Source organism: Reyranella aquatilis (genome assembly GCF_020880995.1).
Taxonomy (GTDB): Bacteria; Pseudomonadota; Alphaproteobacteria; order Reyranellales; family Reyranellaceae; genus Reyranella; species Reyranella aquatilis.
In genome coordinates, this window is sequence record NZ_JAJISD010000001.1 from 801,940 (window position 1) to 827,079 (window position 25,140).

General features: G+C 66.1%; 22 protein-coding genes and 1 tRNA gene. 15 read left to right on the forward strand and 8 right to left on the reverse strand.

Features of this window, described 5'->3' with window-relative positions; all coding sequences use genetic code 11:
- Positions 1–7: 7 nt before the first annotated feature.
- The 3 genes from LJ725_RS03930 to LJ725_RS03940 form a co-directional block, all read right to left on the reverse strand.
- The gene (locus LJ725_RS03930) at positions 8–856 is read right to left on the reverse strand and encodes an enoyl-CoA hydratase (protein WP_230549304.1); all 849 of its coding nucleotides are present in this window, start codon (positions 854–856) and stop codon (positions 8–10) included.
- Between the two features lie 54 nt (positions 857–910).
- Entirely contained in the window at positions 911–1,831 is a 921-nt protein-coding gene (gene rpoH, locus LJ725_RS03935; protein WP_230549305.1) for an RNA polymerase sigma factor RpoH, read from the reverse strand.
- 162 nt (positions 1,832–1,993) lie between these two features.
- Positions 1,994–2,965, reverse strand: coding sequence for an RluA family pseudouridine synthase (locus LJ725_RS03940; protein ID WP_230549306.1), 972 nt, complete (start codon positions 2,963–2,965; stop codon positions 1,994–1,996).
- Between the two features lie 9 nt (positions 2,966–2,974).
- Here LJ725_RS03940 and LJ725_RS03945 point away from each other — a divergent pair, with 9 nt between their 5' ends.
- The 4 genes from LJ725_RS03945 (at position 2,975) to hemP (ending at position 6,988) form a co-directional block, all read left to right on the forward strand.
- Positions 2,975–3,316 carry a DUF6476 family protein gene (locus LJ725_RS03945; protein ID WP_230549307.1) on the forward strand — a complete coding sequence of 114 codons (342 nt, stop codon included), beginning with the start codon at positions 2,975–2,977 and terminating at the stop codon, positions 3,314–3,316.
- 43 nt (positions 3,317–3,359) lie between these two features.
- Entirely contained in the window at positions 3,360–4,406 is a 1,047-nt protein-coding gene (locus tag LJ725_RS03950; RefSeq protein WP_230549308.1) for a threonine aldolase family protein, read from the forward strand.
- Between the two features lie 7 nt (positions 4,407–4,413).
- Complete coding sequence (locus tag LJ725_RS03955) at positions 4,414–6,711, forward strand: molybdopterin-dependent oxidoreductase (protein ID WP_230549309.1); 2,298 nt, start codon at positions 4,414–4,416, stop codon at positions 6,709–6,711.
- 94 nt (positions 6,712–6,805) lie between these two features.
- Positions 6,806–6,988, forward strand: a complete 183-nt coding sequence (gene hemP / locus LJ725_RS03960) for a hemin uptake protein HemP (RefSeq protein ID WP_230549310.1) — start codon at positions 6,806–6,808, stop codon at positions 6,986–6,988.
- On the opposite strand, the gene LJ725_RS03965 is transcribed toward hemP, so the two are convergent.
- Positions 6,972–8,006 carry a helix-turn-helix domain-containing protein gene (locus LJ725_RS03965; protein ID WP_230549311.1) on the reverse strand — a complete coding sequence of 345 codons (1,035 nt, stop codon included), beginning with the start codon at positions 8,004–8,006 and terminating at the stop codon, positions 6,972–6,974. The genes hemP and LJ725_RS03965 overlap by 17 nt on opposite strands.
- Before the next feature lie 97 nt (positions 8,007–8,103).
- On the opposite strand from LJ725_RS03965, the gene LJ725_RS03970 reads away from it, so the two are divergent.
- From LJ725_RS03970 to LJ725_RS04010, 9 genes are all read left to right on the forward strand, one after another.
- Positions 8,104–9,468, forward strand: a complete 1,365-nt coding sequence (locus LJ725_RS03970; RefSeq protein ID WP_230549312.1) for a carbohydrate porin — start codon at positions 8,104–8,106, stop codon at positions 9,466–9,468.
- A 113-nt stretch (positions 9,469–9,581) separates the two neighbouring features.
- Entirely contained in the window at positions 9,582–10,496 is a 915-nt protein-coding gene (locus LJ725_RS03975) for an ABC transporter substrate-binding protein (RefSeq protein WP_230549313.1), read from the forward strand.
- 174 nt (positions 10,497–10,670) lie between these two features.
- On the forward strand, positions 10,671–12,218 hold the full coding sequence (locus tag LJ725_RS03980) for a multicopper oxidase family protein (protein WP_230549314.1): 1,548 nt from the start codon (positions 10,671–10,673) through the stop codon (positions 12,216–12,218).
- 7 nt (positions 12,219–12,225) lie between these two features.
- Complete coding sequence (locus tag LJ725_RS03985; protein WP_230549315.1) at positions 12,226–13,041, forward strand: FAD binding domain-containing protein; 816 nt, start codon at positions 12,226–12,228, stop codon at positions 13,039–13,041.
- Positions 13,038–15,740 carry a molybdopterin-dependent oxidoreductase gene (locus tag LJ725_RS03990; protein ID WP_230549316.1) on the forward strand — a complete coding sequence of 901 codons (2,703 nt, stop codon included), beginning with the start codon at positions 13,038–13,040 and terminating at the stop codon, positions 15,738–15,740. Before LJ725_RS03985 ends, LJ725_RS03990 begins: the two co-directional genes overlap by 4 nt.
- Positions 15,737–16,702, forward strand: coding sequence for an antibiotic biosynthesis monooxygenase (locus tag LJ725_RS03995; RefSeq protein WP_230549317.1), 966 nt, complete (start codon positions 15,737–15,739; stop codon positions 16,700–16,702). The genes LJ725_RS03990 and LJ725_RS03995 overlap by 4 nt, the downstream gene beginning before the upstream one ends.
- A gap of 68 nt (positions 16,703–16,770) precedes the next feature.
- The gene (locus LJ725_RS04000) at positions 16,771–17,775 is read left to right on the forward strand and encodes an acetylserotonin O-methyltransferase (protein ID WP_230549318.1); all 1,005 of its coding nucleotides are present in this window, start codon (positions 16,771–16,773) and stop codon (positions 17,773–17,775) included.
- Between the two features lie 64 nt (positions 17,776–17,839).
- Positions 17,840–18,673 carry a phytanoyl-CoA dioxygenase family protein gene (locus LJ725_RS04005; RefSeq protein WP_230549319.1) on the forward strand — a complete coding sequence of 278 codons (834 nt, stop codon included), beginning with the start codon at positions 17,840–17,842 and terminating at the stop codon, positions 18,671–18,673.
- A gap of 17 nt (positions 18,674–18,690) precedes the next feature.
- Positions 18,691–19,161: a DUF3828 domain-containing protein gene (locus LJ725_RS04010; RefSeq protein WP_230549320.1), complete on the forward strand. Its 471-nt coding sequence runs from the start codon at positions 18,691–18,693 to the stop codon at positions 19,159–19,161.
- 3 nt (positions 19,162–19,164) lie between these two features.
- On the opposite strand, the gene LJ725_RS04015 is transcribed toward LJ725_RS04010, so the two are convergent.
- Together LJ725_RS04015 and LJ725_RS28875 are read right to left on the reverse strand one after the other, a co-directional pair.
- The gene (locus LJ725_RS04015) at positions 19,165–19,968 is read right to left on the reverse strand and encodes a class II aldolase/adducin family protein (RefSeq protein ID WP_230549321.1); all 804 of its coding nucleotides are present in this window, start codon (positions 19,966–19,968) and stop codon (positions 19,165–19,167) included.
- A gap of 32 nt (positions 19,969–20,000) precedes the next feature.
- Positions 20,001–21,242, reverse strand: a complete 1,242-nt coding sequence (locus LJ725_RS28875) for a S1C family serine protease (RefSeq protein ID WP_268990383.1) — start codon at positions 21,240–21,242, stop codon at positions 20,001–20,003.
- A 188-nt stretch (positions 21,243–21,430) separates the two neighbouring features.
- On the opposite strand from LJ725_RS28875, the gene LJ725_RS04030 reads away from it, so the two are divergent.
- Positions 21,431–21,506: transfer RNA gene (locus LJ725_RS04030), tRNA-Glu, on the forward strand.
- A 73-nt stretch (positions 21,507–21,579) separates the two neighbouring features.
- Positions 21,580–23,247, forward strand: a complete 1,668-nt coding sequence (locus LJ725_RS04035) for a hypothetical protein (RefSeq protein WP_230549324.1) — start codon at positions 21,580–21,582, stop codon at positions 23,245–23,247.
- Positions 23,248–23,251: 4 nt separating this feature from the next.
- On the opposite strand, the gene LJ725_RS04040 is transcribed toward LJ725_RS04035, so the two are convergent.
- Positions 23,252–24,346 (reverse strand): malate/lactate/ureidoglycolate dehydrogenase, encoded by a 1,095-nt coding sequence (locus tag LJ725_RS04040; RefSeq protein WP_230549325.1) that lies wholly within the window; start codon positions 24,344–24,346, stop codon positions 23,252–23,254.
- Position 24,347: 1 nt separating this feature from the next.
- Positions 24,348–25,112: an SDR family oxidoreductase gene (locus LJ725_RS04045; RefSeq protein ID WP_230549326.1), complete on the reverse strand. Its 765-nt coding sequence runs from the start codon at positions 25,110–25,112 to the stop codon at positions 24,348–24,350.
- Positions 25,113–25,140: the final 28 nt, after the last annotated feature.

A 25,140-nucleotide genomic window follows, 5' to 3' on the forward strand; every position in this document is an offset into this window, starting at 1 on the left:
GTACGGGCTAGGTCGCCTTCTCGTGCTTCTTGATGGCCGGCATCAGGCCGGTCGGATCGACCAGCTTGCCGTGCGCCAGCATGTTGTGGGCGTGCGCCAGGTGATGGAGGGCGAACGAGGTCTGCATGGCGCCGACGCGGCCCTGCGCATCCTGCGCCGCGTTGATGGCCTGCTTCACGAGCTTCAGCGCGAACAGCGGCTTGCGGGCGATGCGCTCGGCCATAGCGAGGCCAAAGGTCTCGAGCTCGGCGCGCGGCACGACATGGTTCACCATGCCCAGGCGATGCGCCTCGGCCGCGTTGATCCAGTCGGCGGTGAACAGGAACTCCTTGGCCTTGCGGATGCCCATCTCCCACGGATGCGCGAAGAACTCGGCGCCACCCACCCCCATGGCGACCGAATGGTCGAGGAACTCGGCATCGTCGGAGCAGACGATGAGGTCGCAGGGCCACATCAGCATAAGGCCGCCGATCATCACCTTGCCGTGCACCAGCGCCAGCGTCGGCTTGGGGATGTTGCGCCAGCGCTCGCAAAAGCCGAGGTAGATCTCCTGCTCGCGGGCGTACTGGGCCTCCGCACCTGGCTTTCCGAAGCCGCCCCAGGTGCCGACGGTCTCGTGCCTGGCCATGTTGCCGTGGCCGTCGACCTCGCGCAGATCGTGGCCCGAGGAGAAGTGCGGACCGTTGGCCGACAGCACGATCACCTTGACCGCGTCGTCGTGAGCGGCGCGGTCGAAGGCCTCGTTCAGCGCATAGAGGAACGCGGTGTCCTGGGCATTGCGCGTATCGGGGCGATTGAGAACGATCCGGGCGATGCCGTCCGGCAGTGTCTCGTAGAGAATCGGTGAATTCGTCATGGCGGGCTCCCGGAGCTTTTCCGGGAGCCTACCCAATCGAACGCGTCCCGTCCCTCAGGCGCGGGACGGCTGGGTCGTGGGTCGGCCGGCGGCTTCCACGACCATGTTCTTCATGGCCTTTTGCAGCTTGTCGAAGGCGCGAACCTCGATCTGACGCACGCGCTCGCGGCTAATGCCGTACTTGGCCGAAAGGTCCTCGAGCGTCTTGGGCTCGTCGACCAGGCGACGCTCCACGATGATGTGACGCTCGCGGTCGGTGAGCTGCTTCAGCGCGGCGGCCAGCATGCCCTTGCGCTGGCCCAGCTCCTGGCTCTCGCCGAGGCGCGCTTCCTGGTTGGGCGCATCATCGACCAGCCAGTCCTGCCACTCCATGTCGCCCTCGGCCTTCACTGGGGCGTTGAGCGAGGAGTCCGGCGCGGCGAGGCGGCGGTTCATGTTGACCACCTCCTCTTCGGGCACGCCGAGGCGGGTGGCGATCTTGCTCACCTGCTCGGGCGTCAGGTCGCCCTCCTCGATGGCCTGCATCTGCCCTTTGAGCTTGCGCAGATTGAAGAAAAGCTTCTTCTGCGCCGCCGTGGTGCCCATCTTCACGAGCGACCAGCTGTGCAGGATGTATTCCTGGATCGAGGCGCGGATCCACCACATGGCATAGGTCGCCAAGCGGAAGCCACGGTCCGGATCGAACCGCTTCACGGCCTGCATCATGCCGACATTGCCCTCGGAAATAAGCTCGGCGACGGGCAGGCCGTAGCCGCGATAGCCCATGGCGATCTTGGCAACGAGGCGCAGATGGCTGGTGACGAGCCGGTGTGCGGCTTTCGAGTCACCATGCTCGCGCCAGCGCTTGGCCAGCATGAATTCTTCCTGGGGTTCCAGCAGCGGAAACTTCCGGATGTCCGCCAGATAGCGGCTGAGATTGCCCTCGGGCGTCAGGGACGACGGCAGGGCGGGAAGGTTTGCGGTGGCTGTACTCATGGTTTCTCCCCCTTTCTACGCGGGATATCCCTCTTTCTACGCGGGATGGCCGGTGAACGATCATTTAGCACTCTCGTCACTCGACTGCTAAATCCGACTCTAGAAGTCGGATAGTCCCTTGGTCAATACAATTCCGAGTACTCCCCTCAGGTATTGGGGACTTCACTTAACGCCGTTCAGCGTTCCCAACAACTTCAGGAAGTCCTGAGGCAATTCTGTGGCAAATCGCATGTCCTTCCCTGTCGTCGGGTGCCGGAAAGCGAGCACAGATGCGTGAAGTGCCTGCCTTGGGAAGCTTCTCAACGACTCCGGCGCACTCCCGTTGCGGGTTTTGCGGCCGTAGACCGGGTCTCCGACCACCGGGCAGCCGAGATGGGCCATGTGGACGCGGACCTGATGGGTACGCCCGGTTCCGAGCTTCGCGCCCACAAGGCTGGCGATGGGCGCGATCGCCGGTCCGAACCGCTTCTCCAGCCAATACTCGGTGAGCGCCGCCCGCCCGCCGCTCTTGCGGACGGCCATGCGCTTGCGGTCGACCGGATGCCGCCCCAGCGCCGCCTCGACCGTTCCCCGCTGGGGTTTGGGCGCCCCCCAGACCAGCGCCGTGTATATGCGCTCGAGGTCATGGGCAGCGAACAGCTTGGAAAGGGCATGGTGGGTCGCGTCGTTCTTCGCCGCGACCATCACCCCGGACGTGTCCTTGTCGAGCCGGTGGACGATGCCCGGCCGCCGCACCCCGCCGATCCCAGAGAGACTGTCGCCGCAATGGGCCAGCAACGCATTGACAAGGGTCCGGTCGGGATTGCCGGGCGCGGGATGGACGACCATCCCGGCCGGCTTGTTCAAGACCAGCAAATCCGCATCCTCGAACAGTATCTCCAGCGCCATGTCCTGGGCCTGCGGGACGGCCGGCTCTGGCTCCGGAATGTCGACGACGAAGACATCGCCCGTTTTGACCTTGCGGGACGGCTCTTCTATCGTCTGGCCTCCCGCCAGCGCTACGCAGCGGCCCTCGATTAGCGCCTTCACGCGGCTTCGCGTCAGGGCAGGCAAGGCAACAGCCAGCGCGCGGTCCAGCCGTTCGCCGGCGGCGCTCTCGTCGAAGGTCACGGTGTGGCGACCGGTGTCGCTCATGGAGTTTTCTTGGCGTCCCCTGCTCAGGCCTCTGCACCGCTCTGGCTCAAGGTGCTCGTGATCGGAATGGGCCTGCTGATCGTGGTGGGCTTCGTCGTGGCGGTTGCCGAAATCGCCCGGCGCATCTCTACGCCCAACGCCGCCTATTCGCCAGCATCGGGCGGCGCTGGCGGGTTCGCCGAACGCATCGCCCTGCCCTCGGGAGCCCGGGTGGTGTCCATGACCGCCGTCGGCGATCGTCTGGTGGTGCATGTCGAATCGCAGGGCGGCCCGTCCTCGGCCTATGTCGTCGACCCGCGCAATGGCGCGCTGCTGGGGAAAATCGAGTTTCCGCCCAGCGCCAGCCGCTAGGCATTTCAGTCTCCGGCGCCCTCTCGTTTGACAAGGACAAGGAATGAATTTCCGCAGCGATAACGAAGTCGGCGCGCACCCCGGGATTCTCGAAGCGGTCACGAAGGCTTTCTCCGGCGGCAGTACCGCGCCGTCCTATGGCGCCGACGAGTGGACACACCGGGTCGAGCGGCGGCTGCGCGACATTTTCGAAAAGCCCGACCTCGTGGCCTTTCCCGTCGCGACCGGCACGGCCGCCAACTCGCTGGCCCTCTCCTGCTGCACCCCGTCCTGGGGATCGGTCTATTGCCACGCCGAGGCCCACATCGTCGTCGACGAGGCCAACGCTCCGGAATTCTTCACCTCGGGCGCCAAGCTTTCGACGATTCCCGGACCGGCTGGAAAAATCGACCAGAAGAAGCTGGCCGAGGCACTGGCCCAGCCGGTGTACGGCGTCGTCCACCACCCGCAGCCGGCGGCCGTCAGCATCACGCAGGCCACCGAGTGCGGCACCGTCTACGATCCCGACGAAGTGGCCTCGATCGCCACGACGGCGCATCGCCACGGCCTCAAGCTGCACATGGACGGCGCACGCTTCGCCAACGCCCTCGCCTTCGTCGGCTGCTCGGCTGCCGAACTGTCCTGGATGGCCGGCGTCGACGTCCTCAGCCTCGGCGCAACGAAGAACGGCGCGCTCGCCGCCGAGGCCGTCGTCTTCTTCGACCCCGACCTCGCGCGCGAGTTCGAGTTCCGCCGCAAGCGTTCCGGGCACCTGTTTTCCAAGATGCGCTTCCTGTCGGCCCAGCTCGAAGCCTACCTGACCGACGGTCTCTGGCTCGCCAACGCCAATCACGCCAATGCCATGGCGCGCCGCCTGGTGGCAGGCCTGACGACGCTCAAGGGGACGCAGCTGCTCTACCCGGTCGACGCCAACGAGATCTTCGTCATCCTGCCGCCGCGCATGCATGATGCGCTCCAGGCCGCGGGGGCGCAGTATCATCCCTGGCCTTCGGACCGGCCGGGCGAGCGGGCGTACCGCCTCGTCACGGCCTTCGACACCGAACAGACGACCGTCGACCGCTTCCTGAGCATCGCCAAGAAAGCAGCGTGAGCGTTCCATGATCCATCAGCGCACCCTGACCGCCGCCCACTGGGGCGTCTACGAAGTCGAATACGACGACAAGGGCCAGGCGACGAAACTCCATCCCTTCTCGAAGGATCCAGATCCATCGCCGATCGGCCTGCACATGCTGTCCGACGAGGTTGCGCGGATGCGCGTACGGCGCCCCTCCTTCCGCAAGAGCTGGCTCGAGCACGGCCCCGGATCGAACAGCGACAAGCGCGGCCAGGAGCCCTTCGTCGAAGTGCCGTGGGACGAGGCGCTCGACATGGTGTCTGCCGAGCTGAAGCGCGTGAAGCACGCATACTCGAATCGCGCAATCTTCGGCGGCTCCTACGGCTGGTCGAGCGCGGGCCGATTCCATCATGCACAGAGCCAGGTCCATCGCTTCCTGAATGCGCTGGGCGGCTATGTCCGCCACCAGGATTCCTACAGCCTGGGTGCGGCGCGCGTGCTCATGCCGCACATCCTGGCCAGCATGGAAGACCTGATGGCCATGCACACGACCTGGGACGTGCTGGCAGACCACTGCAGGCTGTTCGTCACCTTCGGCGGCGCGCCGCACAAGAACGCCCAGATCAGCGCCGGCGGCGCGATGGTGCACCGCCTCAAGGACGGGCTCTACGGCATGCGCGCCAAGGGCGTACGCTTCATCAACATCACGCCGACCGCCGAGGATCTCGACACCGGCGGCGACATCGAATGGCTGCCGATCAGGCCCAATACCGACGCGGCCATGATCCTGGCGCTCTGCCACGTGCTCTACACCGAGAAGCTCTACGACCGTGACTTCCTCGACCGCTGCACGGTGGGCTTCGACAGGTTCGCGCCGTCTCTGGCGGACAAGACGCCGGAATGGGCCGAGAAGATCACGGGCATCTCCGCCGTGCGCATCCGCGCCCTGGCGCGTGAAATGGCGGCGACCCGCACGACGGTCAACATCAACTGGTCGCTGCAGCGCTCGCATCACGGCGAGCAGCCTTTCTGGGCACTGGTGACGCTCGCCTGCATGCTGGGCCAGATCGGCCTGCCGGGCGGCGGGTTCGGCGCCAGCTACGGCCCGACCAATGGCATGGGCAGCGACGCGCCGTTGCTCGCCGGTCCGACGCTGTCGCAGGGCACCAACCAGGTCCCCGACTTCATCCCCGTCGCGCGCTTCACCGACATGCTGCTCAATCCCGGCGGCAAGGTTCACTACAACGGGAAGGAGCTCACCTATCCCGACATCAAGCTGATCTACTGGGCGGGCGGCAATCCGTTCCATCACCATCAGGATCTCAACCGACTCCGGATGGCCTGGGCGAAGCCCGAGACGATCATCTTCAACGAGCAGTTCTGGACGCCGGCGGCGAAGATGGCCGACATCGTGCTGCCCGCTACGACAGGCCTCGAGCGCGACGACATCGGCTACGCGCGGCGCGAGCCCTTCCTGATCGCCATGAAGAAGGCGCGCGAGCCGATCGGCGAGGCGCGCGACGACTACTGGATCTTCTCGGAGATCACCCGCCGCCTCGGCGCCGACGACGTCTACACCGAAGGCCGGGATGCCATGCAGTGGCTGACCCACATGTATGAGGAAGGCCGCCAGAAGTCGGCTCGCATGGGTGTGGACCTGCCGCCATTCGATGCCTTCTGGGAAGCCGGCATCGCCAAGGTGCCCGGCCCCAACACCGAGCCGGTGATGCTGGCGAAGTTCCGCGCCGATCCGGCCGCGAATCCGCTCAAGACGCCCTCCGGCAAGATAGAGATCTTCTCGGAGAAGATCGCTTCGTTCGGCTACGACGACTGCCCCGGCCACGCCGTGTGGATGGAGCCCATCGAGTGGCTGGGCTCCAGGACGGCCAAGCGCTATCCGCTGCACATGCTGTCGGACCAGCCGACCGACAAGCTGCATAGCCAGCTCGACCACAGCCCGCACGCCAAGGCCACCAAGGTGAAGGGCCGCCAGCCGGTCACGATGCATCCGGAAGACGCCGCCGCGCGCGGCATCGCCGACGGCGACCTGCTGCGCGTCTTCAACGACCGCGGCGCCTGCCTCGCCTCCGCGCGGCTGTCTGATCGCATCCGGCGCGGCGTCGTGCGGCTGTCCACCGGCGCCTGGTTCGATCCGCAGGACTCCGGCTCCAACACGCCACTGGAGAAGCACGGCAACCCGAACGCCCTGACGCTCGACATCGGGTCGTCGAAGCTCAGCCAGGGCTGCATCGCGCAGACCTGCCTGGTCGAGATCGAGCGCTTCGATGGGCCGGCTCCTCCGATCACGGCGCACCAGCTCCCCGCTTTCTCGCAACGCTGAGGAAGGCGGCGTTACGATCGTCGCTTCGGTGTTGACAAGACGTGTTCTTTATTTGCAAATGCGAGTGACTTGCAACTAACCAAGCGAGGCGAAGATGGACCAGACGATGATGCTGCATTCCACCGGTGAGTCCTCCCGGGTGAAGCCGGAGCGCGATGCGTCCAGCGTCGATAGCAGCCAGCTCATGGCCGGCCGCCGCGAACTCCTCATCCGCCACGGCGCCAGCACCTACCGGCTGCGCGTGACGGCTTCCGAGAAGCTCATTCTGACGAAGTGAACCTGCCTGCGCCGGCGGCGGCCCGAGCCCGTGGCGTCGAACGAGCACCCGCCTCCAACCCGGCGCGGCGGGCCTCTTGCGGACCGATACCGTACCGCCGCTTGAACATGCGGCCGAACGACGACAAATCCGAGAAGCCGCACTGCAGCGCCAGTTCGCCGATCGTCATTCCCACCCCTGCGGCGGTGCTCAGTTCCCGATGCACGCGCTCCAGACGGGCCTGCCAGATGGCTTCCGCGACACCCTGGTCGCGGATGGCAAAGAGTCGATAGAGAGATGCGCGCGAGCAGCCGACCATGAGTGCGATCCGCTCCGGCGACAGGTCCGGATCGGCACAGTGCAGTTCTATGACGGCCAACGCGGACCGGTAGAGCCCCTCGCCCAACTGATCGGGATCAGCGGCCCCGAAACGCATGTTCTGCAGCACCACCAACATCATATCGGCCAGCGTCCTTACCGCGCCGATGCGCTGCTCGGTGGACATGTAGGGAGCCTCATCCAGCGCGACGGTCATGTGCGCACGTACCACCGCGCCGAGCCCACGTGCGTACAGGCGATGCCCGCCCAGCCTCGAAAGATCTGCTCCGAACACCTCTTTCACGCTACGGCGCGAGAGCACGACGCCGCAGGCCCTGTGTCGCGAGCGTTCGGTTCGAAAGGGCAGCGCGTAGTCGACCAGCCACATGTCGCCGGCCTTAAGCCGATGCTCGCCATTGTGGGTGAGATTGGACGTACCTCTGCGCATCAATTCGATTGCGATGTCATCACCCCCCTCGAAGCGCGTGCGTCCCGACGCGCGACCTGAGACGATGCTTTCGGACGCATGTTCGATGAGTTCGACGTCAGGAAGAACGATGCGTCGCAGGCGCGCGGTGAACGGGCCTGTGGCTGGCACGGCCTCGGGTCTGGTACGGCGCAGAACGGCGTCGCGCCAGTAACCGAACCGGTCGCGTGCAGCGACATTGTCTGTCGTCAGGTCGACAAGACGACCGTGTTCCTGAGACGCCGGGTCAAGCATCCACCATACCGATTGAGACGTACGGCAATACCGCACGCTCTTTCCCCACTGCAATAATGCCAGTGAAAGCTTGGTTGCGCGAGCGCGAGTTCAGCAAATGCAATTCAAGGTGGGCCCGTCCCAAAAGGAATTTCGCCGGCAGGGCGCTTCCAGTGCAGTCGATGTGCATCGCCCGTCGGAAGGTACTCGGCTGGTCGCCTTGGCCCTCATGGTCATTGGCCTTGCCCTATCAATCTCGGCAGGACGAGCGCATGCGCAGGCCTCGCCAGCAATCAGCGGCAATCCCTCCGCAACGGATTATTCGGTCGTCGGCACGGGCTGGCTCGGCCGGCAACTCGGCCTGAAGGACGACTGGGGCCTGAAACTCGGCGGCCTTTGGCTGGCCGACACCAACCTCGTGGTCGCGGGCGGCTCGGTGCCTGGCGGCTGGACCAACAACCAGGCGTTCTTCCTCGGCCTCGCCATTGACGCAAACAAGCTGGTCGGATGGCGCGGAGCCTCCTTCGGCTTTCAGTTCCTCCAGTTCAATGGCGCGGACACGAACGAACAGGCCGGCAGCGTCGCCGGCTACAACGGTATCGTCGGCCACACCCCCTACAGCCGTACGGAGCTGCTGGAGGCCTACTATCTCCAGGAAATGATCAAGGAGGTGCTCTCCATCCGGATGGGCCGGACGATCCCGACGTACGACTTCGGCAATGTCCTGCGGCCCGTCGTCATGTCCGACGCCAACCAGAACATCCCGGCCGTCAGTGGCCTGTTGTGGACCCCGATCTTCGTCAATGCATCGATGATCGGCGCCATGATGGGCTACCACAATCCAGGCAATGGCGTGACCGTGAACTTCACGCCGAGTTCCTCTTTCTACCTCAACATTGGCGTCTACGACGGCAACCGCGCGCGCGGCGTCCAGACCGGCGTCAGCCCGCCCCAGTTCAACGGATACTGGTTCAATATTGCCGAGGTCGGGGTCGACTGGCAGATCGGCCCTGGCGGCCATCCTGGCCAATTGGGCATCGGCCTATGGCGGCAAACCGGTGAGCTGGCCGTCCAGGGTGTCACCGAAAACGGCACCGGTGGCTTTTATCTGTTCGGATCGCAGCGCATCGTTCGCGCCGTCCATTCAGCTGCACCCGACTCATCCATCTCGGTGTTCTTCCAGTTCGGCGCGAACGCCTCAGTCACACTGCCGATCACTCAGTACTACGGCATCGGCGCCACCTTCTTCGGCCTGATTCCACGGCGTGCCCAGGATTCCTTCGGCATTGGCGCGGGACTGTCCCGGATGAACCAGCTCCTGTTCCAGAGACCGAGTGAGGTCATGGTCCAGGCGTACTACCAGGCGCATCTGTTCGCCTCGACCTTCCTGCAACCCACCGTCACCTACATCCCGACGCCCGCGTTGGCGCCCGACCTGCCGGGCGCGCTGGCGACGACGATGCGGCTCACGGTGCTTTTCTAGCCGGTGAATTGCCCGCCCATGGAGATGCTCCCGTGAAACGAAGACTGCTCCTCGCCTCCCCTTTCATCGCGGCAACCGCGTGGCCGCAGGCGACACGAGCCCAATCCCGGTCCGTGCCGAGAATCGCGTTCCTGCACGGCAACAAACGGGATGGGGATGCCGGCGCGGTCGTCGGCATCAAGGAAGGTTTGAGGCAGGCGGGCTTCGTCGACGGGCAGAACGTGACATTCGACTATCGCTGGGCCGAAAACGACTTCAGCCGTCTGCCAGCTCTGGCGGCCGAGCTGGTTGCGCTGCGCCCTGCCGTCATCGTCGTCGGGGGCGGTTCGGCCGCCGCGGTGGCTGCAAAGAGCGCAACCTCGACCATCCCGATCGTTCTCGCCTTCGGCTCCGATCCGGTCGAACTCGGACTTGCTACAAGCCTGGAGCGGCCCGGCGGCAACATCACAGGGGTGATCTTCCCCGGTCAGTACGCCGCCGAGCGCGTCAGGTTGCTGACGACGATGGCCCCTCAGGTCAGGACAATCGGCTACCTACGGACAGGCCCCGCTCATTCCAATGCCGTGACCGAGCAGCAGACCGCCAACGTCGATGCTGCGGCGCGCGCGTTGGGGCGGCAACTCGTGCCCTTCAAGGTCGACAGTCGCGCCGAGATCGATGCAGCGATGACGGCAATAGTCGACCGGAAGATCGGCGCGCTCGACATAGCCGCCCACCCCTTCTTCGACGACGACGCCACCATCGCCGGGCTGGCCGTTCGCACGCTTCGCGCGAAGCTGCCGGCCATCTTCATCCAGGAAGCCTTCCCGAATGCCGGCGGCCTCATGAGCTACGGCGAGAGCTATGCCGAGGGCTTCCGGCATGCAGGCCAGTACGTCGCGAGGATCCTGAAGAGCGAGAAGCCGGCCGTCATGCCGTTCGACCAGACGACGAAAGTCGAACTGATCATCAACCGCGCCACGGCACGCGCCCTCGGGCTGGCCATACCCGAATCGCTCGCCGCTCGCGCAACACAGGTTATCGGATGAGGCAGCGCGGGTACGGCAACCCGGTCGTCGAAGGGGCGCCGGTCTTCGCAAATTCGCTTGGGGGCATGAATGGATAGCAAATCACGACAGGATGGGCGCGGACCCTCCCGTTCGTCCGCGACGGGCTTGCCGAGGCGATACCTGCTGAACGGCGGGACCGCCCTGGGCGCCACTTTGATCCTCTCGCGCGGGGCGGAAGCACAACATCAGCATCCCGCGCCACCACCTCCACCGCTCCAGCAAACGCAGGCGCAACCCCGCCCGACATCGCACCCGCATGACCATGCGGCCATGGGACTGGACCCCGGACCGGTCGTCGAGCCGGCCCCGCCGGCCATGGATCAGCCGCTCGTCGAGCCGGAGGTGAGGCAGTCAGTCAAGGGCGTGCTGCAAACGACGCTGGCCTGCCGCTACGCCTACAAGAACATCGGCGGCCAGCGGCTCTACCTGAGAAGCTACGAAGGAGCGCCGTTCGGCCCCACCCTGCGGATGAAGCCGGGCGAGACGCTGAAAATCCGGCTGACGAACGATTTTCCGCCGAATCGCGATCCCATGCCGGCGAACATGGCGATCCCCCACCAGTTCAACAATACGAACTTCCATTTCCACGGCGCGCACTGCAGTCCGAGCGGCATCGCCGACAATGTCATGCGCTCGATGGTACCGGGCAAGAAGTACGACATCGAGATCACGCTGCCGAAGGACCATACCTGCGGCACCTACTGGTATCACCCGCATCACCATGGCGGCGCAGATGTGCAGATGGCGAGCGGCATGTCCGGTGCCATCATCGTCGAGGGGGACTTCGCCGACGTCCCGGAGATCACCGCCGCACGGGAGCGCGTCATGCTGATGGCCCAGGTGGTCTTCGACGCCTTCGGCATGATCGAGAATTTCTCCACGCTGTTTCCGGAGACGGCGACGCGCTTCCTCGCAATCAATGGCCAGCGGCGCCCGACGATCGACATGCGCCCGGGCGAGGTGCAGCGCTGGCGGCTGATCGGCTCGCAATACCAGGACGACATGATGCTGGAGTTGGAGAGGCACGACCTCCACGTTATCGCATACGACGGCATTCCCGTGCGCAACATGCAGTCGATGAAGAAGCTCCTGTTCGCACCCGGACAGCGGGCCGACATCCTGGTGCAGGCCGGTGCGCCCGGAACGTACGAGTTCCGTGCGCTGCCCCATGACCAGGGTCATCCTTCCCCGGTCGGTCCACTGGCACGGGTCGTGGTCTCCGGAGACTCCATGCCGATGAAGCTGCCGGCACGCCTGCCCAAGCCGCCGCTGGAGGATATCAAGGACAGCGAACTCACCGGCGGCCGCACGCTGGTGCTGTCGGCGACCGCGCCGGAAGCCGACGCGGCGGGCCACTGGCAGGAATTCAGTTTCCTGATCGACGGCAAGTCCTTCGACCCCCACCGCATAGACCAGCGGGTGAAGCTCGGCGCGGTCGAGGAATGGACGATCATCAACACCCACGAGCACGACGACCACGTCTTCCACATCCACACCAACCCGTTTCAGGTAACGCAGATCAACGGCGTGCCGCAGAAGGAACCGCTGTGGCGGGATTCGGTCATCGTGGAGCGGAAGGGAGGCAGTGTCGTCTTCCGCTCCCGGTTTCTGGACTACACCGGAATCTTCATGCTCCACTGCCACATGATGAACCATGAAGAGATGGGCATGATGCAGACCGTCGAGGTCTACAAGGAATGATGGTCCGATGAATCTAAACACCGTCACCAAGATCAGGCGGCCGGGCTCCCTCGACGAGATCGGCTCATGGCGGCCCAGCTATGCGTGGCTAGCGGGAGGGACATGGCTCTTTTCCGAGCCGCAGATCGCGACCGATACGCTGATCGACCTCGATTCGCTGGGCTGGACTCCGCTCACGGCAACGCCGGACGGGCTCGAGATCGCCGCCACCTGCCGGGTGGCCGACCTGCATGCCTTCAAGGGTCCGCCCGAATGGAAGGCGGTGCCTCTCTTTCGCGACTGCATCGATGCGTTTCTGATGTCCTTCAAGATATGGAACGCCGCCACGATCGGCGGAAACATCGTGATGTCGCTGCCGGCCGGCGCGATGATCTCCCTGACGGCCGCCCTCGAAGGCGTCTGCACGCTGTGGCCGCGAGACGGTGCCCCCCGGACGGTTCCGATCGTCGACTTCGTCACCGGCAACCACAGGAATGTCCTGCAGCCGGGAGAACTGTTGCGCTCGATCCATCTGCCGGCGACGGCGCTTGCCAAGCGATACGCCATGCGCCAGATGTCCCTGACCCGTCTTGGCCAGTCGGCCGCCCTGATCGTCGCGACCGTCGACGACGACGGACGGGATTTCCTGCTGACCATCACCGCATCGACACCCCGGCCCATCCATCTGCGGTTCGAGCGCATTCCGACGGCGGCCGAGCTACGCCACGCCATCGACGAGAGATTGCCGGCCGACGGCTACTTTCAGGACGTTCATGGCTCGGCCGCCTACAAGCAGCACGTCACCGCCTACTTCGCCGAACAGATCCGCGCGGAGCTCGCATGAGCAGATACGAAATCAACGGGCACCTCTTCGCGGCGGAGCCCAAACCCGGGCAATGCCTCCGCACCTTCCTCCGCGACCTCGAGGTCTTCGGTGTCAAGAAGGGCTGCGACGCGGGCGACTGCGGCGCCTGCACCGTGTGGATTGATGGCAAGCCCTTCCATTCCTGCCTCGTGCCCGCGTTTCGCGCCGAAGGGCGCAAGGTCACGACCATCGAGGGGCTCGCTTCCTCCGGGGAGATGCACCCGGTCCAGAAGGCCTTCCACGACGCCCAGGCCTTCCAGTGCGGCTATTGTGCCGCCGGCATGGTGATGACGGTCGCGAGCATGGGCGCGAATCAGAAGGCCGACCTGCCACATGCGCTTAAGGGCAACCTCTGCCGCTGCACCGGCTATCGCTCGATCACGGATGCGCTGAACGGCAAGTGCAACATCGAGTCGGACGTCGCGGGCAAGGCGTGCGGCGCCAGCCTGCCCAATCCCTTCACCGACGACATCCTGACCGGCAAGGCACGGTACACGATGGACGTGGCAATGCCCGGCATGCTTCACCTCAAGGTGCTGCGGTCGCCTCACGCCCATGCCCGCATCGTCGGCATCGACAGGACCGCAGCACTCGCCGTACCGGGCGTGGTCGCCGTTTATACGTGGGAAGACGTGCCGCGCCGGCTCTACAGTACGGCGCTCCACGAGGATCACCTGGTCGATCCCGACGATACCTACATGCTGGACAACGTCGCCCGCTTCGCCGGACAGCGCGTTGCCGCCGTGGTCGCCGAGAGCGAGGGCGCAGCGGAAGCCGGGTGCCGGGCGATCCATGTCGAGTACGAAGTGCTGCCTGCAGTCTTCGATCCGGTGGAGGCGATGGAACCGGGGGCTCCCCTGCTCCACGACAAGGATGTGCTCACCAAGGAAGGCAACGTCTACTGCGACCTGAAGGGAGAGATTGGAAACATCGCGCGGGGATTCGAGGAGGCGCATGCGATTCACGAGCTGACCTACTCGACGTCGCGCGTGCAGCACGTGCATCTGGAGACCCACGGGTCGATCGCCTGGCGGGGCGAGGACAATCGCTGGCACGTGCGGACCAGTTCGCAGGGGCCGTTCGCCGCCCAGAAGAAGCTCTGCTACCTGATGGGCCTCAAGGCCCGCGACCTCCACGTGTTCACCGAGCGAGTCGGCGGCGGCTTCGGCGGCAAGCAGGAAATGATCTCGGAGGATCTCGTCCTGTTCGCCGCCATGAAGCTCGGCCGACCGGTCAAATGGGAATGGACGCGCGAGGACGAGTTCCTGGGCGGCACGACGCGACATCAGATGACCACGCACGTCAAGCTTGGCGCCCGCAAGGACGGTACGCTGACCGCCATGGACGTGCGGGTCGTCTCCAATACCGGCGCCTACGGCAATCACGGAAGTGAGACCCTGGCGGCGGCCATGGGCAGCCCGATCGCCGCCTATCGCTGCGATAACAAGCGGGGCGCGGGTTACGCGGTCTACACCAACATGGTGCCGGGCGGCGGCTTTCGCGGCTACGGCGCGTCCCAGACGACCTTCGCCATCGAATGCGCCATCGACGAACTGGCACGCCTTCTCGCGATCGATCCGATGGAGATGCGCCGCAGGAACGTCGTTCGCCCCGGCGACAACATCGAATCGATCTGGCAGGAGCCGAGCGATGCCAGCTTCGGCAGCTACGGCATTCTGGAGTGCCTGGAGATCGTCGAGCGCGAGCTGGCCAAGGGCAACGGCGTCGCGAAGCCGGGCGGAGACCATTGGGCGGAGGGCACGGGCGTGGCGCTGGCCATGCTGGAATGCGGCCCGCCCACCGAGCATCGCTCCGGCGCGGAGATGCGGCTTCTGGCCGACGGGACCTATCATCTGGCCGTCGGCTCGTCGGAGATGGGCAACGGCATCACCACCGCGCACAAGCAGATGGCCGCCGCCGTCCTCGGCGTGCGCGCCACCGACATCGCGATCATCAATGCCGACACGGACCGTACGCCCTACGATACCGGCACATTCGCCAGCACGGGCACGGTCGTGGCCGGCAAGGCGGTCCATATTGCTGCGGAGGCGATGCGCGACGACATCCTGGCCTTCGCATCGCGCCATACCGGAATGGATCCGGTGCAATGTCGCCTGGAGAACGATGCGGTGGTCTGCGGCGACAAGCGGATCCCGCTCGATGCTCTGCACGCCGCCGGGGCGAAGACCGATCATCACTTCGCGGTAAGCCGCAAGGCCTACCTGTCGCCGCGCACGATCGCCTTCAACGTGCAGGGCGTACGGCTCGCGGTCCATCGCGTCACCGGGGAGATCCGCATCCTGCACAGCGTGCACGCCGCCGACATCGGCAGGCCGATCAATCCGATGCAGTGCCGCGGCCAGCTCGACGGGGCGGTGGCGATGGGATACGGCTGGGCCCTCACCGAGAACATGGTTCACGAGGCCGGCCACATGGTGAACCCGCAGCTTCGCAACTATCGCATCCCGGCCTACGCCGACACCCCCCACACCGACATCTTCTTCGCCGACACGGTCGATTCGATCGGGCCGCTCGGCGCCAAATCCCAGGGCGAATGCGGCATCAACCCGGTCGCCCCCGCGGTCGCGAATGCTCTCGCGGACGCCACCGGCATCCGCTTCGCCCATCTGCCCTTCACGCCGGACAGGATCTTCGCGGAGCTCGCGGAAAAGCCATGAGCACGAGCACGGCGACTTCGGCGCGCAGCATCAGCATCGTGACGCAGACCTGCGTGCGACCCGAGTGCGCCGAAGACTTCGCACGCTGGCAGGGCGAGACCAGCAGCCTCATCCATGACTTCCCCGGCTTCATCGAGCAGCGCCTCCTGCCGCCGGATCCGCCGCTGCAGGTGGACTGGGTGATCCTGCAGCGCTTCGCCACGCTCGCCGATGCCCAGCGCTGGCTGGGTTCGCCCGAGCGGCAGAAGCGCATCACCGGCGCCGCCCCCATGCTGGTCGGCCGGGACGACGTCCACATCGTCCAGGACGAAACCAGCGGCATCAAGCCGGCGCCAGTCTCGGCCATCATTTCCACGCGGGTGAAGCCCGGCCACGAAGCCGCCTATCGAGCCTGGGAGCACAAGATCGCGGCGGCCCAGTCGAAGGCGCCGGGCCTCCAAGGCTACCGGTTCGAGCCACCCGTGCCGGGGATCCAGGAGGACTACGTCGCCATCCTGCGGTTCGACACCGAGACCAACCTCAAGGCGTGGTTGGACTCGCCCGTCCGCAAGGCGCTGGTCGCGGAAGCCGCGCCCCTCACCGAGGAATTCCACTCCCGTATCGCCAGCTCCGGGTTCGAGCAATGGTTCCGCGACGACGACGCTGCGGGCGCGTCGCTACCAGCTTGGAAGATGAACATGCTCGTCCTCCTCATGCTGTACCCGGTCGTCATGCTGTTCGGCGTCTTCGTCGGCACCCCCGTCTTCGACCGCATGTTCCATCTCCCCTTTGCCGTGTCGCTCTTCCTCGGGAACGTGGTCAGTGTCGTCATCACAGGGGCCCTGGTTCCCTGGGTCGCCGGCCATTTCCGCTGGTGGCTGCGGCCGGCGACGGGCCGCGAACGGTGGGTCGGTCTCCAGGGCGCAGCTCTCCTCCTGGCGGCCTATGGGGCCATGGTCCTGATTTTCCTGCGCCTACTCTGATCCTGACGGAAAGCCAGCGGGCGGCGCGGCCGTGCGCTATTGTCAGGAATACGGAGAGGAGACGCAGAATGCCGGAACCCCAGCGCCTCGATACGACGCGGCTGCAGAAGATCGCCCAGGCCTATTGGGAGAGTGCCGCCCTGATGGCTGCGGTCGAGCTCGAGGTCTTCACCGCCATCGCGCATCGCCACGACACGATCCCCGCCGTGGCGCAGGCCACCGGCATATCGGAGCGTAACGCCGAGAGACTGCTGACGGTGCTGGCCGCCATGACATTGCTGACGCGAGAGGGCGAGCACTTCGCAAATGCTGCAGACGTCCAGCGCTTCCTCGTGAAGGACGGCGAACGCTACGCCGGTCCTTGGATCCTGTTCACCAAGCCGCGCTGGAAAGCCTTCGGTGAACTCTCGGAACGACTGCGCGACCCGCAGGAGAACAGGCTCGGCGCCTACGTGAACTTCACGGTCGAGGATGCGCGACGCTATCACGCCGCCACCTACTCGATCGGCATGGGCGCCGCCCGCCTGTTCAGCCGCAGCGTCGACCTTTCGGGCCGAAAACTGATGCTTGATCTCGGCGGCGGTTCGGGGGCCTACAGCATCGTCGCGACCAGGACCTTTCCGGGGCTCAAGGCCATCGTTCTCGATCTGCCACCTGTCACGGTCGTGGCCGACGAGTACATCTCAGCCAATGGCGCAGCGGAGCGCGTCAGCACGCTTCCCGGCGACTTCACCGAGACGGCGTTTCCGCAGGGCGTCGACGTGGTCGTGATGGCGAGCAACCTGCCGCAATACGAGCCGGCGCTGATCGGCCTGGTCGTGGCGAAGGCGTTCGCCGCCCTCGTGCCGGGGGGCGAGATGCACCTGATCGGCGAGACGCTGCACGACGACCGGACGGGCCCGCTCTCGGCCGCCCTGTGGGGACTGAACGAAGCGATCCAGAACAGCACGGGGCGCGCCCACACCGAGTCGGAGGTGAAGGGCTACTTGGAGGACGCTGGCTTCGTGGATGTGACCGTCCATCCCTTCGTGCCGGGCGTGCTGTCGCGGATTACGGGGCGCAAGCCGGGCTGAGGCCCACCGTCTTGCGCCCGTCCTGCACGGCCGCCACAGTTGTGCATCCAGGAAGGGAAACGCCATGAAAAAGCGTCTCACGGAAGGCGAGGTCGACCGCTATCGCCGCGACGGCTTCCACTTCCCCGTCCGCGTACTGTCGGCCGAGGAAGCCCGCTCTTGTCGCGACCGGCTCGAGCAGCATGAGCGGACCACGGGCGGCCCGATCGCCGGCAACATGCGCCACAAGGTGCATCTTCTCTTCACCTGGGCAAACAATCTCGCCTGTCATCCCGCCATTCTCGACGCGGTGGAGGACCTGATCGGCCCGGACATCCTGTGCTGGAGCAGTACCTTCTTCATCAAGGAGGCGCGCTCGCCCTCCTTCGTGTCGTGGCACCAGGACGCCACCTACTGGGGACTAAGCACCGACGAGGTCGTCACCGCCTGGGTCGCCTTCGCCGATGCACCGGTCGAAAGCGGCGCCATGAGGTTCTGGCCCGGCAGCCATCTCAGGAACCAGCTCGAGCACCGCGATACGTTCGACGAGAACAACCTGCTGAGCCGCGGCCAGGAGATCGCGGTCGACGTGCCGGAGGGCGCCGGCGTCGACGTCCCGCTGCGCGCGGGCGAAATGTCCCTGCACCACGTACTGCTGGCCCACGCCTCCGGACCCAACACGACCGACGACCGGCGCATTGGGCTCGCGCTGCGCTACATCCCGCCGCATGTGCGCCAACTCAAGGTGCGCGATTCCGCGACCCTCGTCCGCGGCCGCGATCCGTTCGGGAATTTCGATCCCGAGCCGGCGCCCAAGGCCGATCTCGATGCCGAAGCTCTCATTGCGCATCGCGAGGCAGTCGAACGCTCGGCCAAGGCGCTCTATTCGGGCACCGACCGTACGGCTTTCCGGGCCTGACGCGGCAGGAGCAGATCTTGGATTTGAAACAATCGGGCCGTCGCTTCTTCGTGGGAGCCGCCCTCCTCGTGGCCTTCACCGCCACGCAGGCCGCGGCGCAGGCTCCGACGGCGCAGGCCTTCGTCGAGGGCATCTACCGGCCCTATCTGCAGCAGGGCTTCGCGGGGCAGCCCTACGAACAGACGGCGCGCTTCTTTGCGCCGGCGCTGGCGCAGGCCATGGAGCGCGACTTTCGCGAGGCCAAGCGCCGGAGCGAGCCGCCCACTCTGAATGGCGATCCCTTCGTCGACGCGCAGGATTGGGAGATCGCGAAACTGGCGATCGATGTCACGACAAACGCAGACACGGCGACGGCGCGGGTCTCGTTTCAGAACGCCGGAGCACCGAAGCGAGTCGTCCTCGAACTGGTGCGCACACCCGCAGGCTGGCGCATCGCCGAGATCAAGGCGCCCAGCGGCTCGCTGAAGGCGCTCTACAGACTCAAGTAGAGGTCAGTGCCGCCAGCTCGTGTCGGTCTTGTCGAGCTTGCGCACCAGCGCCGCGAACTCGAGATCGCCGATGCCCACCGCGGATTCCATCTCGGAGAAGCGGTCCATGTCGGCGCCCGACTTGGCGGCCAGATTGTCACCCATGACGTTGAGCGTGCCCGCGGCGGCGGCATCGAGCTGGATCTGGCAGGCGCGTTCCAGGCGGTAGAGGCGCAGGAAGGCTTCCGGCACCGAACGCCCGGTCGTCAGCAGGCCGTGGTTGCGCAGCATCATCGCCTGGTTGTCGCCGAGGTTCTTCAGCAGCCTTTCGCGCTCGTCGAGATCGAGGCTCGGGCCTTCATAGTCGTGATAGGAGAGCTTGCCGTGGAACGCCGTCGAGACCATCGACACCGGCAGCAGCCCGTCCTTCAGCGCGCACACCGCCATGCCGGCCCGCGTATGAGTATGCATCACGACCTTGTGGCGGTCGGCATGGGCCATGTGGACGGCCGAGTGGATGACGAAGCCGGCGTAGTTCACGGGATGCGGGCTCGGCTCGACGATGTTGCCGTCGAGATCGATCTTCACCAGGTTCGAAGCGGTGACCTCATCGTAGTTGAGCCCGTAGGGATTGATCAGGAAGTGCGGCGCCTCGCCCGGCACGCGCGCCGTGAGATGGCCGTAGATCAGCTCGGTCCAGCCAAAATGGTCGACCAGCCGGTAGGCCGCCGCGAGCTGCCGGCGCAGCACCCACTCGCCGTCGGCCGGCGGCAGCGAGTTCACGTCGATGCCGGTCAGCGGCAGTTCGGAAGCGAGCGGCATGTCCATGGCGTTGTCCTCCAGCAGGATTTTAACCCAGCCTATCGGGCGTATTCCTCGGCCGCGATGGCGAAGTTGATGTTCTGGGCGTCGCGGATCATGAAGGTCGTGATGCCGATCAGGTTGCCCTGGGCATCGAACAGGCCGCCGCCCGACGATCCTCGCGAGATCGGCGCAGAGGTCTGCAGCAGGCGTTCGCCCTCCTTCACGCGCTTGGAGGAGATGATGCCCTCGGCGAGGGTCAGCTCCAGCCCGCGCGGTGTGCCGATCGTGAACACGCGCTCGCCGACCTTGACGTCGGCATAGGGGCGCACGCGCACCCAATTGGGCAGCGGCGGCGCCGTCGCGGCGATCCTCAGCACGCAGCGGTCGGCGTTCGCGTTCGCCGAAACGACGTTGGCCGGGAAGCGCACGCCCTCCCGCTCCAGCGTTACCGTGGTGGCGCTCTCGACGACGTGGCAGTTGGTGAGCAGATCGCGCTCGCCCACGGCGATCGCCGACCCCTGCGACCTCTCTGCCTTCACGATGTAGACGGCGCCGCTCGACTTCTCGAACACCTGGTGCGGCTTCAGTTCGGTCCCGTCGCCAAGGATCAGCCGGATCGCACTGGTCTTGCCCGACCGATCGGCGACGTTCGGCGCGCTGGGTGGCCGCGGTTGCGGCGCCGAGGCTTGGGGCTGGGGCTGCGACGGCATGAGCGGCGGGGCCGACGGAGTCGGGGCGGGGGCCGGGGGCGCGGGAGGCGACGTCACGGCGGACGTCGACGTGCCCGGAGGCGTGCCGGAGCCACCGCCGTAGCGCGCAGTACAGTTCAGGACCTCGGAGAGAGCCGCATAGGTCCCGTCCAGATTGAAGGCGTAGGTGTTGCCCATGGCGCGCACGGTCATCCGGTTGCCCCGGCGCATCACATCGAACAGTTCCTCCTTCGCCGGCAACTCGGCAAGCGCGAGGTTCTCGGTCGCGGCCACGGCCTTCAACGGGAACGGGCCCGCATTGTCGACGAGCAGCGTGAGATCGACGGTCTGCCCCTTGGTGAACCGCCAGGATTCGTGGGTCCAGCCCACGCGCCAGCTCTGGTCGCCGGAGACCGAGAACAGCATGCGGATGCCGCTCTTGTAGGGCGCCGAGATCGCGCAATGGGAAAACTTGCCCGCCCGATCATGGGCGCTGAGCGACCAGCCCCCGACCGTGGTGCGCGACCCCGGAATCAAATCTGCCTTCGCGGGCGTCTGCCAGGAGCAGACGGCGACCAGGGCGATGGCTAGGGCGCAGACGCGCTTCATACGCAATTCCATATGCAGGACGGCTGTCGAGAGCCGCAGAAAGTCTGCCACAGATACCGGAAGAGTCGAGCCGCATGAGCCCGACCGCCGCTGGCTGCGCGGGCGCGATTCTGATGCGGGATTGCGGCCGAAATCAGCGGGGTTGCGCTGGAGCGGCCATTCGACTATCAACCCCGCTTCTGGCCCTGGCTCCCTTCGTCTAGAGGCCTAGGACGTGGCCCTCTCAAGGCTAAAACACGGGTTCGAATCCCGTAGGGAGCGCCAGCCGGCCGCCTGACCGCCTTTTGCGGCCTGTGTCGATCGGCTGTCACTTTTGGCCCTATCCGCTTTCCTCCCAGTGACCGAAGAACGGCCGACAGGCCGCCTTGTCGATCTCGCCCTGCTCGTGATCGGCAGCAGCGCGGTCCTCATCGGGATCATCCTGTGGTTCGACAATGCGCAGGGCGGGCTGACGGGCAACGGCGTCTTCAAGAGCCTCGAATTGAAGCCGTGGGTGCTCGATCCGGCAAACGCGCCCCTCTACGCCTCGAACTATCTCTTCTATCCGGTCTATGGCGCGCTCTGCCGCCTGCTCGACCTGCTGGGCGTCTTCGCCGGCGATCCCCGCCGGCAGCTCACGATCCTGAACGCGCTCAGCGCCAGCCTGTCGGTCGGCGTCGCCTATCTGCTGGCCCGGGCGATCACCGGCAACCGCCCGATCGCCGTGCTCACGGGGGGGTTCCATCTCGCGACCAGCCACGTGATGTTCCTCGCGATCGTCAACGAGGACATCATGCCGAGCTACACGGTGATGTTCGCGGCGATGGCGCTGGGCGCGGTCTGGCTCGCACGCCCCACCGCCCCGCGCGTGATCGCCGTCTCGGTCCTCTTCTCCCTGGGCTGGCTGTTCGAATGGCGGCTGATGTTCCCCACCCTGCCCGCAATGCTGGCCGCCCTGTGGCTGTGCGAGCGGCGCTGGGCGCTGCGCCTGGCCTGGATCACGCTGTTCTGCGCCACCGTGGTCGCGACCGCGACGCTCGTGGCGCTCGCCTGGCAGGGCCATGCAGGCGCCGTTGGGCCATTCGATCTGATCTGGACGGGCAAGGCGGTGCGCTCGGTGTGGGCCGGCTTCACCTGGCCCAAGGTCGGCTATCTGTGGGACGGCATCGTGGCCTACCTGCTGGGCACCGGTATCACGACGTTCGATGCTCTCCCCGGCTGGGACCTCTGGCGCTTCGCCACCAGCTTCTGGCTGATCGGCATGGCCTGGATCGCGGGCTCGATCCTGTGGCGCACACGGGACGGCAGCCGGGCGCGCGCGCTTGCGGCCGTATTCGGCGTCACGTTCGTCGCGGGCGAGGTGTTCAACCTCTACTCCCAGCCACAGGATCCACAGATGCAGATCAACGTCATGGCATGGGTCACGCCCGCCTGGGCCCTGACCCTGGTGGCGGTCGGGCGGCGATGGCCGGCACGCGGCCTCGCCACGATGGTCGGCCTGACCGTCGTGCTGTTCGCCTACAACGTCTGGAGCATCGCCCCCCTGCGCGGGCTCGACAGCAAATGGCGGCAGGCCATCGAGCGGCTGGAGCAGCAGGGCGACCCGACCCGCACCGTGTTCCTGCTGCACGATTTCGACTGGACGATGGTCTATGCCTCCCTGCACTGGGGCACGGCGGAGCCTGGCGTATCGCAGCTCGGACCGGCGCCGCAGGCACAGCCGAAGTTCAAGTGGATCGGCTTCACCGGCAACGTGCTGCGCCATCCAGACTGGAGCACCGAGCGGCATGTTGCAGCACTGCGCCAGCAGATCGACCGCGCGCTGGAGCTCGGCTACGAGGTGGTTGTGGTGCGCCTCTGGGACATTCCCGAGGCTCAACTGCTGACCGAGACCGGCATGGTGGCCGATTCCGCCCGCCTCAGTGCGCTGCAACGCATGCTGCGCACCGACTATGTCGCGACGCCGGTCTCTGTCGATCCGGTCGCCGGGTCCATCTACCGGCTGCAGCGAACAGCCGGTCGCTGACGAGCTACATCGTGGCCTGCTGGATGCGCCTCTCGTCGAGTCCGACCGAGCGCGCCGTTTCCACGATGGCGGCCCAGGTATCGTCCGGCAGGGGCACGCCCTCGGCCAGACGCTTCGTGCGGGTGCGCGATTCCTGCTCGCCCGGCACTAGGATCTCGACACCCGGAGTCGCAGGCTTGGAGCCCTTCACGAACGAGACGTACTTGGCGATGTCCGTCGGGAAGAAGCCCTCGGCGTCGAACACCTTGGGATCGACGTAGAAGGACAGCATGCCGTTGGCGAAGCGCCCGCGCTTGGGATCGGTCGCGCCGGTGCCCGAGAGCGATCCGCCCAGGATCTCGCACATGAAGGCGAGGCCCGAGCCCTTATGGTCGCCAAAGGCCCGGATGGCGCCGGTACCCTTGCTGTGGTCGCGCGGACCCGTCGGCGTGTAGTCGCCGTAGAGCAGGTGCGGATCGGCGCTGGGCTTGCCGTCCGGGCCGATCAGCGCGCCGTCCGGCAGCTTCTTGCCGCCCTGGCTGGTCACCAGCACCTTGCCCTCAGCCACGATCGACGTCGCGAAATCGAGGACCAGCGGATCCTCGCCCGGCCTCGGCACGCCCACGCAATACGGCGCGGTCGAGAAGCGCCGCTCGACGCCGCCGAACGGCGCCACAAGGACGCTGCCGGAAGCGTTGACGAAGTGTACCGAGACGAGACCCGCCTCGGCCGCCATCTCCGCCCAGTCGCCGACCCGGCCGACATGACCGGCATTGCGCAGCGTCACCGCCGACAGACCGTTCTTCAGGCACTTTTCGATGCCGATCTGTACCGCCTGCGGCGTCACCGTCTGCCCGAAGCCGTATTTGCCATCGACTACGGCGATCACCGGCGTATCGACCAGCACATCGACCTTCACGTCGGCGATCACGGTGCCGGTCTTCTTCTGCGAGGCGTAGCGCGGCACGCGCACGACGCCGTGGCTGTCATGGCCCGACAGGTTGGCGCTCACGAGATAGCGGCCGATGCGCCCGCCCTCATCCTTCGAGCAACCGGCGGCGGCAAAGATGTCCGCGACGAAGGATTCCAGTTCCTTCGCCTTGATCGTCACGTTGCCCATGTCAGGACTTGCCGCGCTGCAGACTCGCGACGTAGCCGCGGTTCCACGTCGGGTTGATCATCACCTCGTTGATGACGATGTGCGGCGGCAGGCAGGCGATGTAGCGGATCAGGTCGCCGACATCTTCCGACTGCGCCATGCGCTTGCGCTCGGCCGGCGTGATCGGGATCGGCCGCTTGTCCAGGATGGGCGTCGCCACCTCGCCCGGGCAAACCACGCAGGAGCGGACGCCGTTGACGCATTCCTCCATGTTGATCGTGTGGCTCATCGCCACCACGCCATGCTTGGCCGCCGAGTAGGCCGGGCCCGAGAGCAGGCTCGGCACCTTGCCGGCGACCGAGGAGGTGTGGATCAGAACGCCGCCCTTGTTCTTGCGCATCAGCGGCAGCACCGCCGAGGTGCAGTAGAAGGCGCTCGACAGGTTGCCGTGCACGACCTCGTCGACACCCTTGGGCGTCAGCTGCTTCCAGCTCCGCTTCTGGATGTTGAGGCCGGCATTGTTGACCAGAATGTCGATGCGGCGGTGCTTCTTGGCGATCGCCGCGACGGTCTTCTCGACCGCGGAGGACTTCATGAGGTCCGCCGGCTTCACCTCGGCCGTGCCGCCCGCCTTACGGACCATCTCGGCCGTCTCTTCGAGCGGCTGCCGTCGACGGCCGGTGAGGATGACCGTCGCCCCGTCCTTCGCCAGGGCCACCGCCGCCGCCTGACCAATACCCGAGCCCGCACCGGTCACCCAAGCGACCTTGCCCGTCAACGCACCCATGAATTTCTCCTCAACGCCGAAAGGCGGC

Coding starts and splice junctions, on each gene's coding strand:
- LJ725_RS03930 (WP_230549304.1), bottom strand. CDS start 856: ATGACGAATTCACCGATTCTCTACGAGACACTGCCGGACGGCATCGCC.
- rpoH (WP_230549305.1), bottom strand. CDS start 1,831: ATGAGTACAGCCACCGCAAACCTTCCCGCCCTGCCGTCGTCCCTGACG.
- LJ725_RS03940 (WP_230549306.1), bottom strand. CDS start 2,965: ATGAGCGACACCGGTCGCCACACCGTGACCTTCGACGAGAGCGCCGCC.
- LJ725_RS03950 (WP_230549308.1), top strand. CDS start 3,360: ATGAATTTCCGCAGCGATAACGAAGTCGGCGCGCACCCCGGGATTCTC.
- LJ725_RS03955 (WP_230549309.1), top strand. CDS start 4,414: ATGATCCATCAGCGCACCCTGACCGCCGCCCACTGGGGCGTCTACGAA.
- hemP (WP_230549310.1), top strand. CDS start 6,806: ATGGACCAGACGATGATGCTGCATTCCACCGGTGAGTCCTCCCGGGTG.
- LJ725_RS03965 (WP_230549311.1), bottom strand. CDS start 8,006: ATGCTTGACCCGGCGTCTCAGGAACACGGTCGTCTTGTCGACCTGACG.
- LJ725_RS03970 (WP_230549312.1), top strand. CDS start 8,104: ATGCAATTCAAGGTGGGCCCGTCCCAAAAGGAATTTCGCCGGCAGGGC.
- LJ725_RS03985 (WP_230549315.1), top strand. CDS start 12,226: ATGAATCTAAACACCGTCACCAAGATCAGGCGGCCGGGCTCCCTCGAC.
- LJ725_RS03990 (WP_230549316.1), top strand. CDS start 13,038: ATGAGCAGATACGAAATCAACGGGCACCTCTTCGCGGCGGAGCCCAAA.
- LJ725_RS03995 (WP_230549317.1), top strand. CDS start 15,737: ATGAGCACGAGCACGGCGACTTCGGCGCGCAGCATCAGCATCGTGACG.
- LJ725_RS04000 (WP_230549318.1), top strand. CDS start 16,771: ATGCCGGAACCCCAGCGCCTCGATACGACGCGGCTGCAGAAGATCGCC.
- LJ725_RS04005 (WP_230549319.1), top strand. CDS start 17,840: ATGAAAAAGCGTCTCACGGAAGGCGAGGTCGACCGCTATCGCCGCGAC.
- LJ725_RS04015 (WP_230549321.1), bottom strand. CDS start 19,968: ATGGACATGCCGCTCGCTTCCGAACTGCCGCTGACCGGCATCGACGTG.
- LJ725_RS28875 (WP_268990383.1), bottom strand. CDS start 21,242: ATGAAGCGCGTCTGCGCCCTAGCCATCGCCCTGGTCGCCGTCTGCTCC.
- LJ725_RS04040 (WP_230549325.1), bottom strand. CDS start 24,346: ATGGGCAACGTGACGATCAAGGCGAAGGAACTGGAATCCTTCGTCGCG.
- LJ725_RS04045 (WP_230549326.1), bottom strand. CDS start 25,112: ATGGGTGCGTTGACGGGCAAGGTCGCTTGGGTGACCGGTGCGGGCTCG.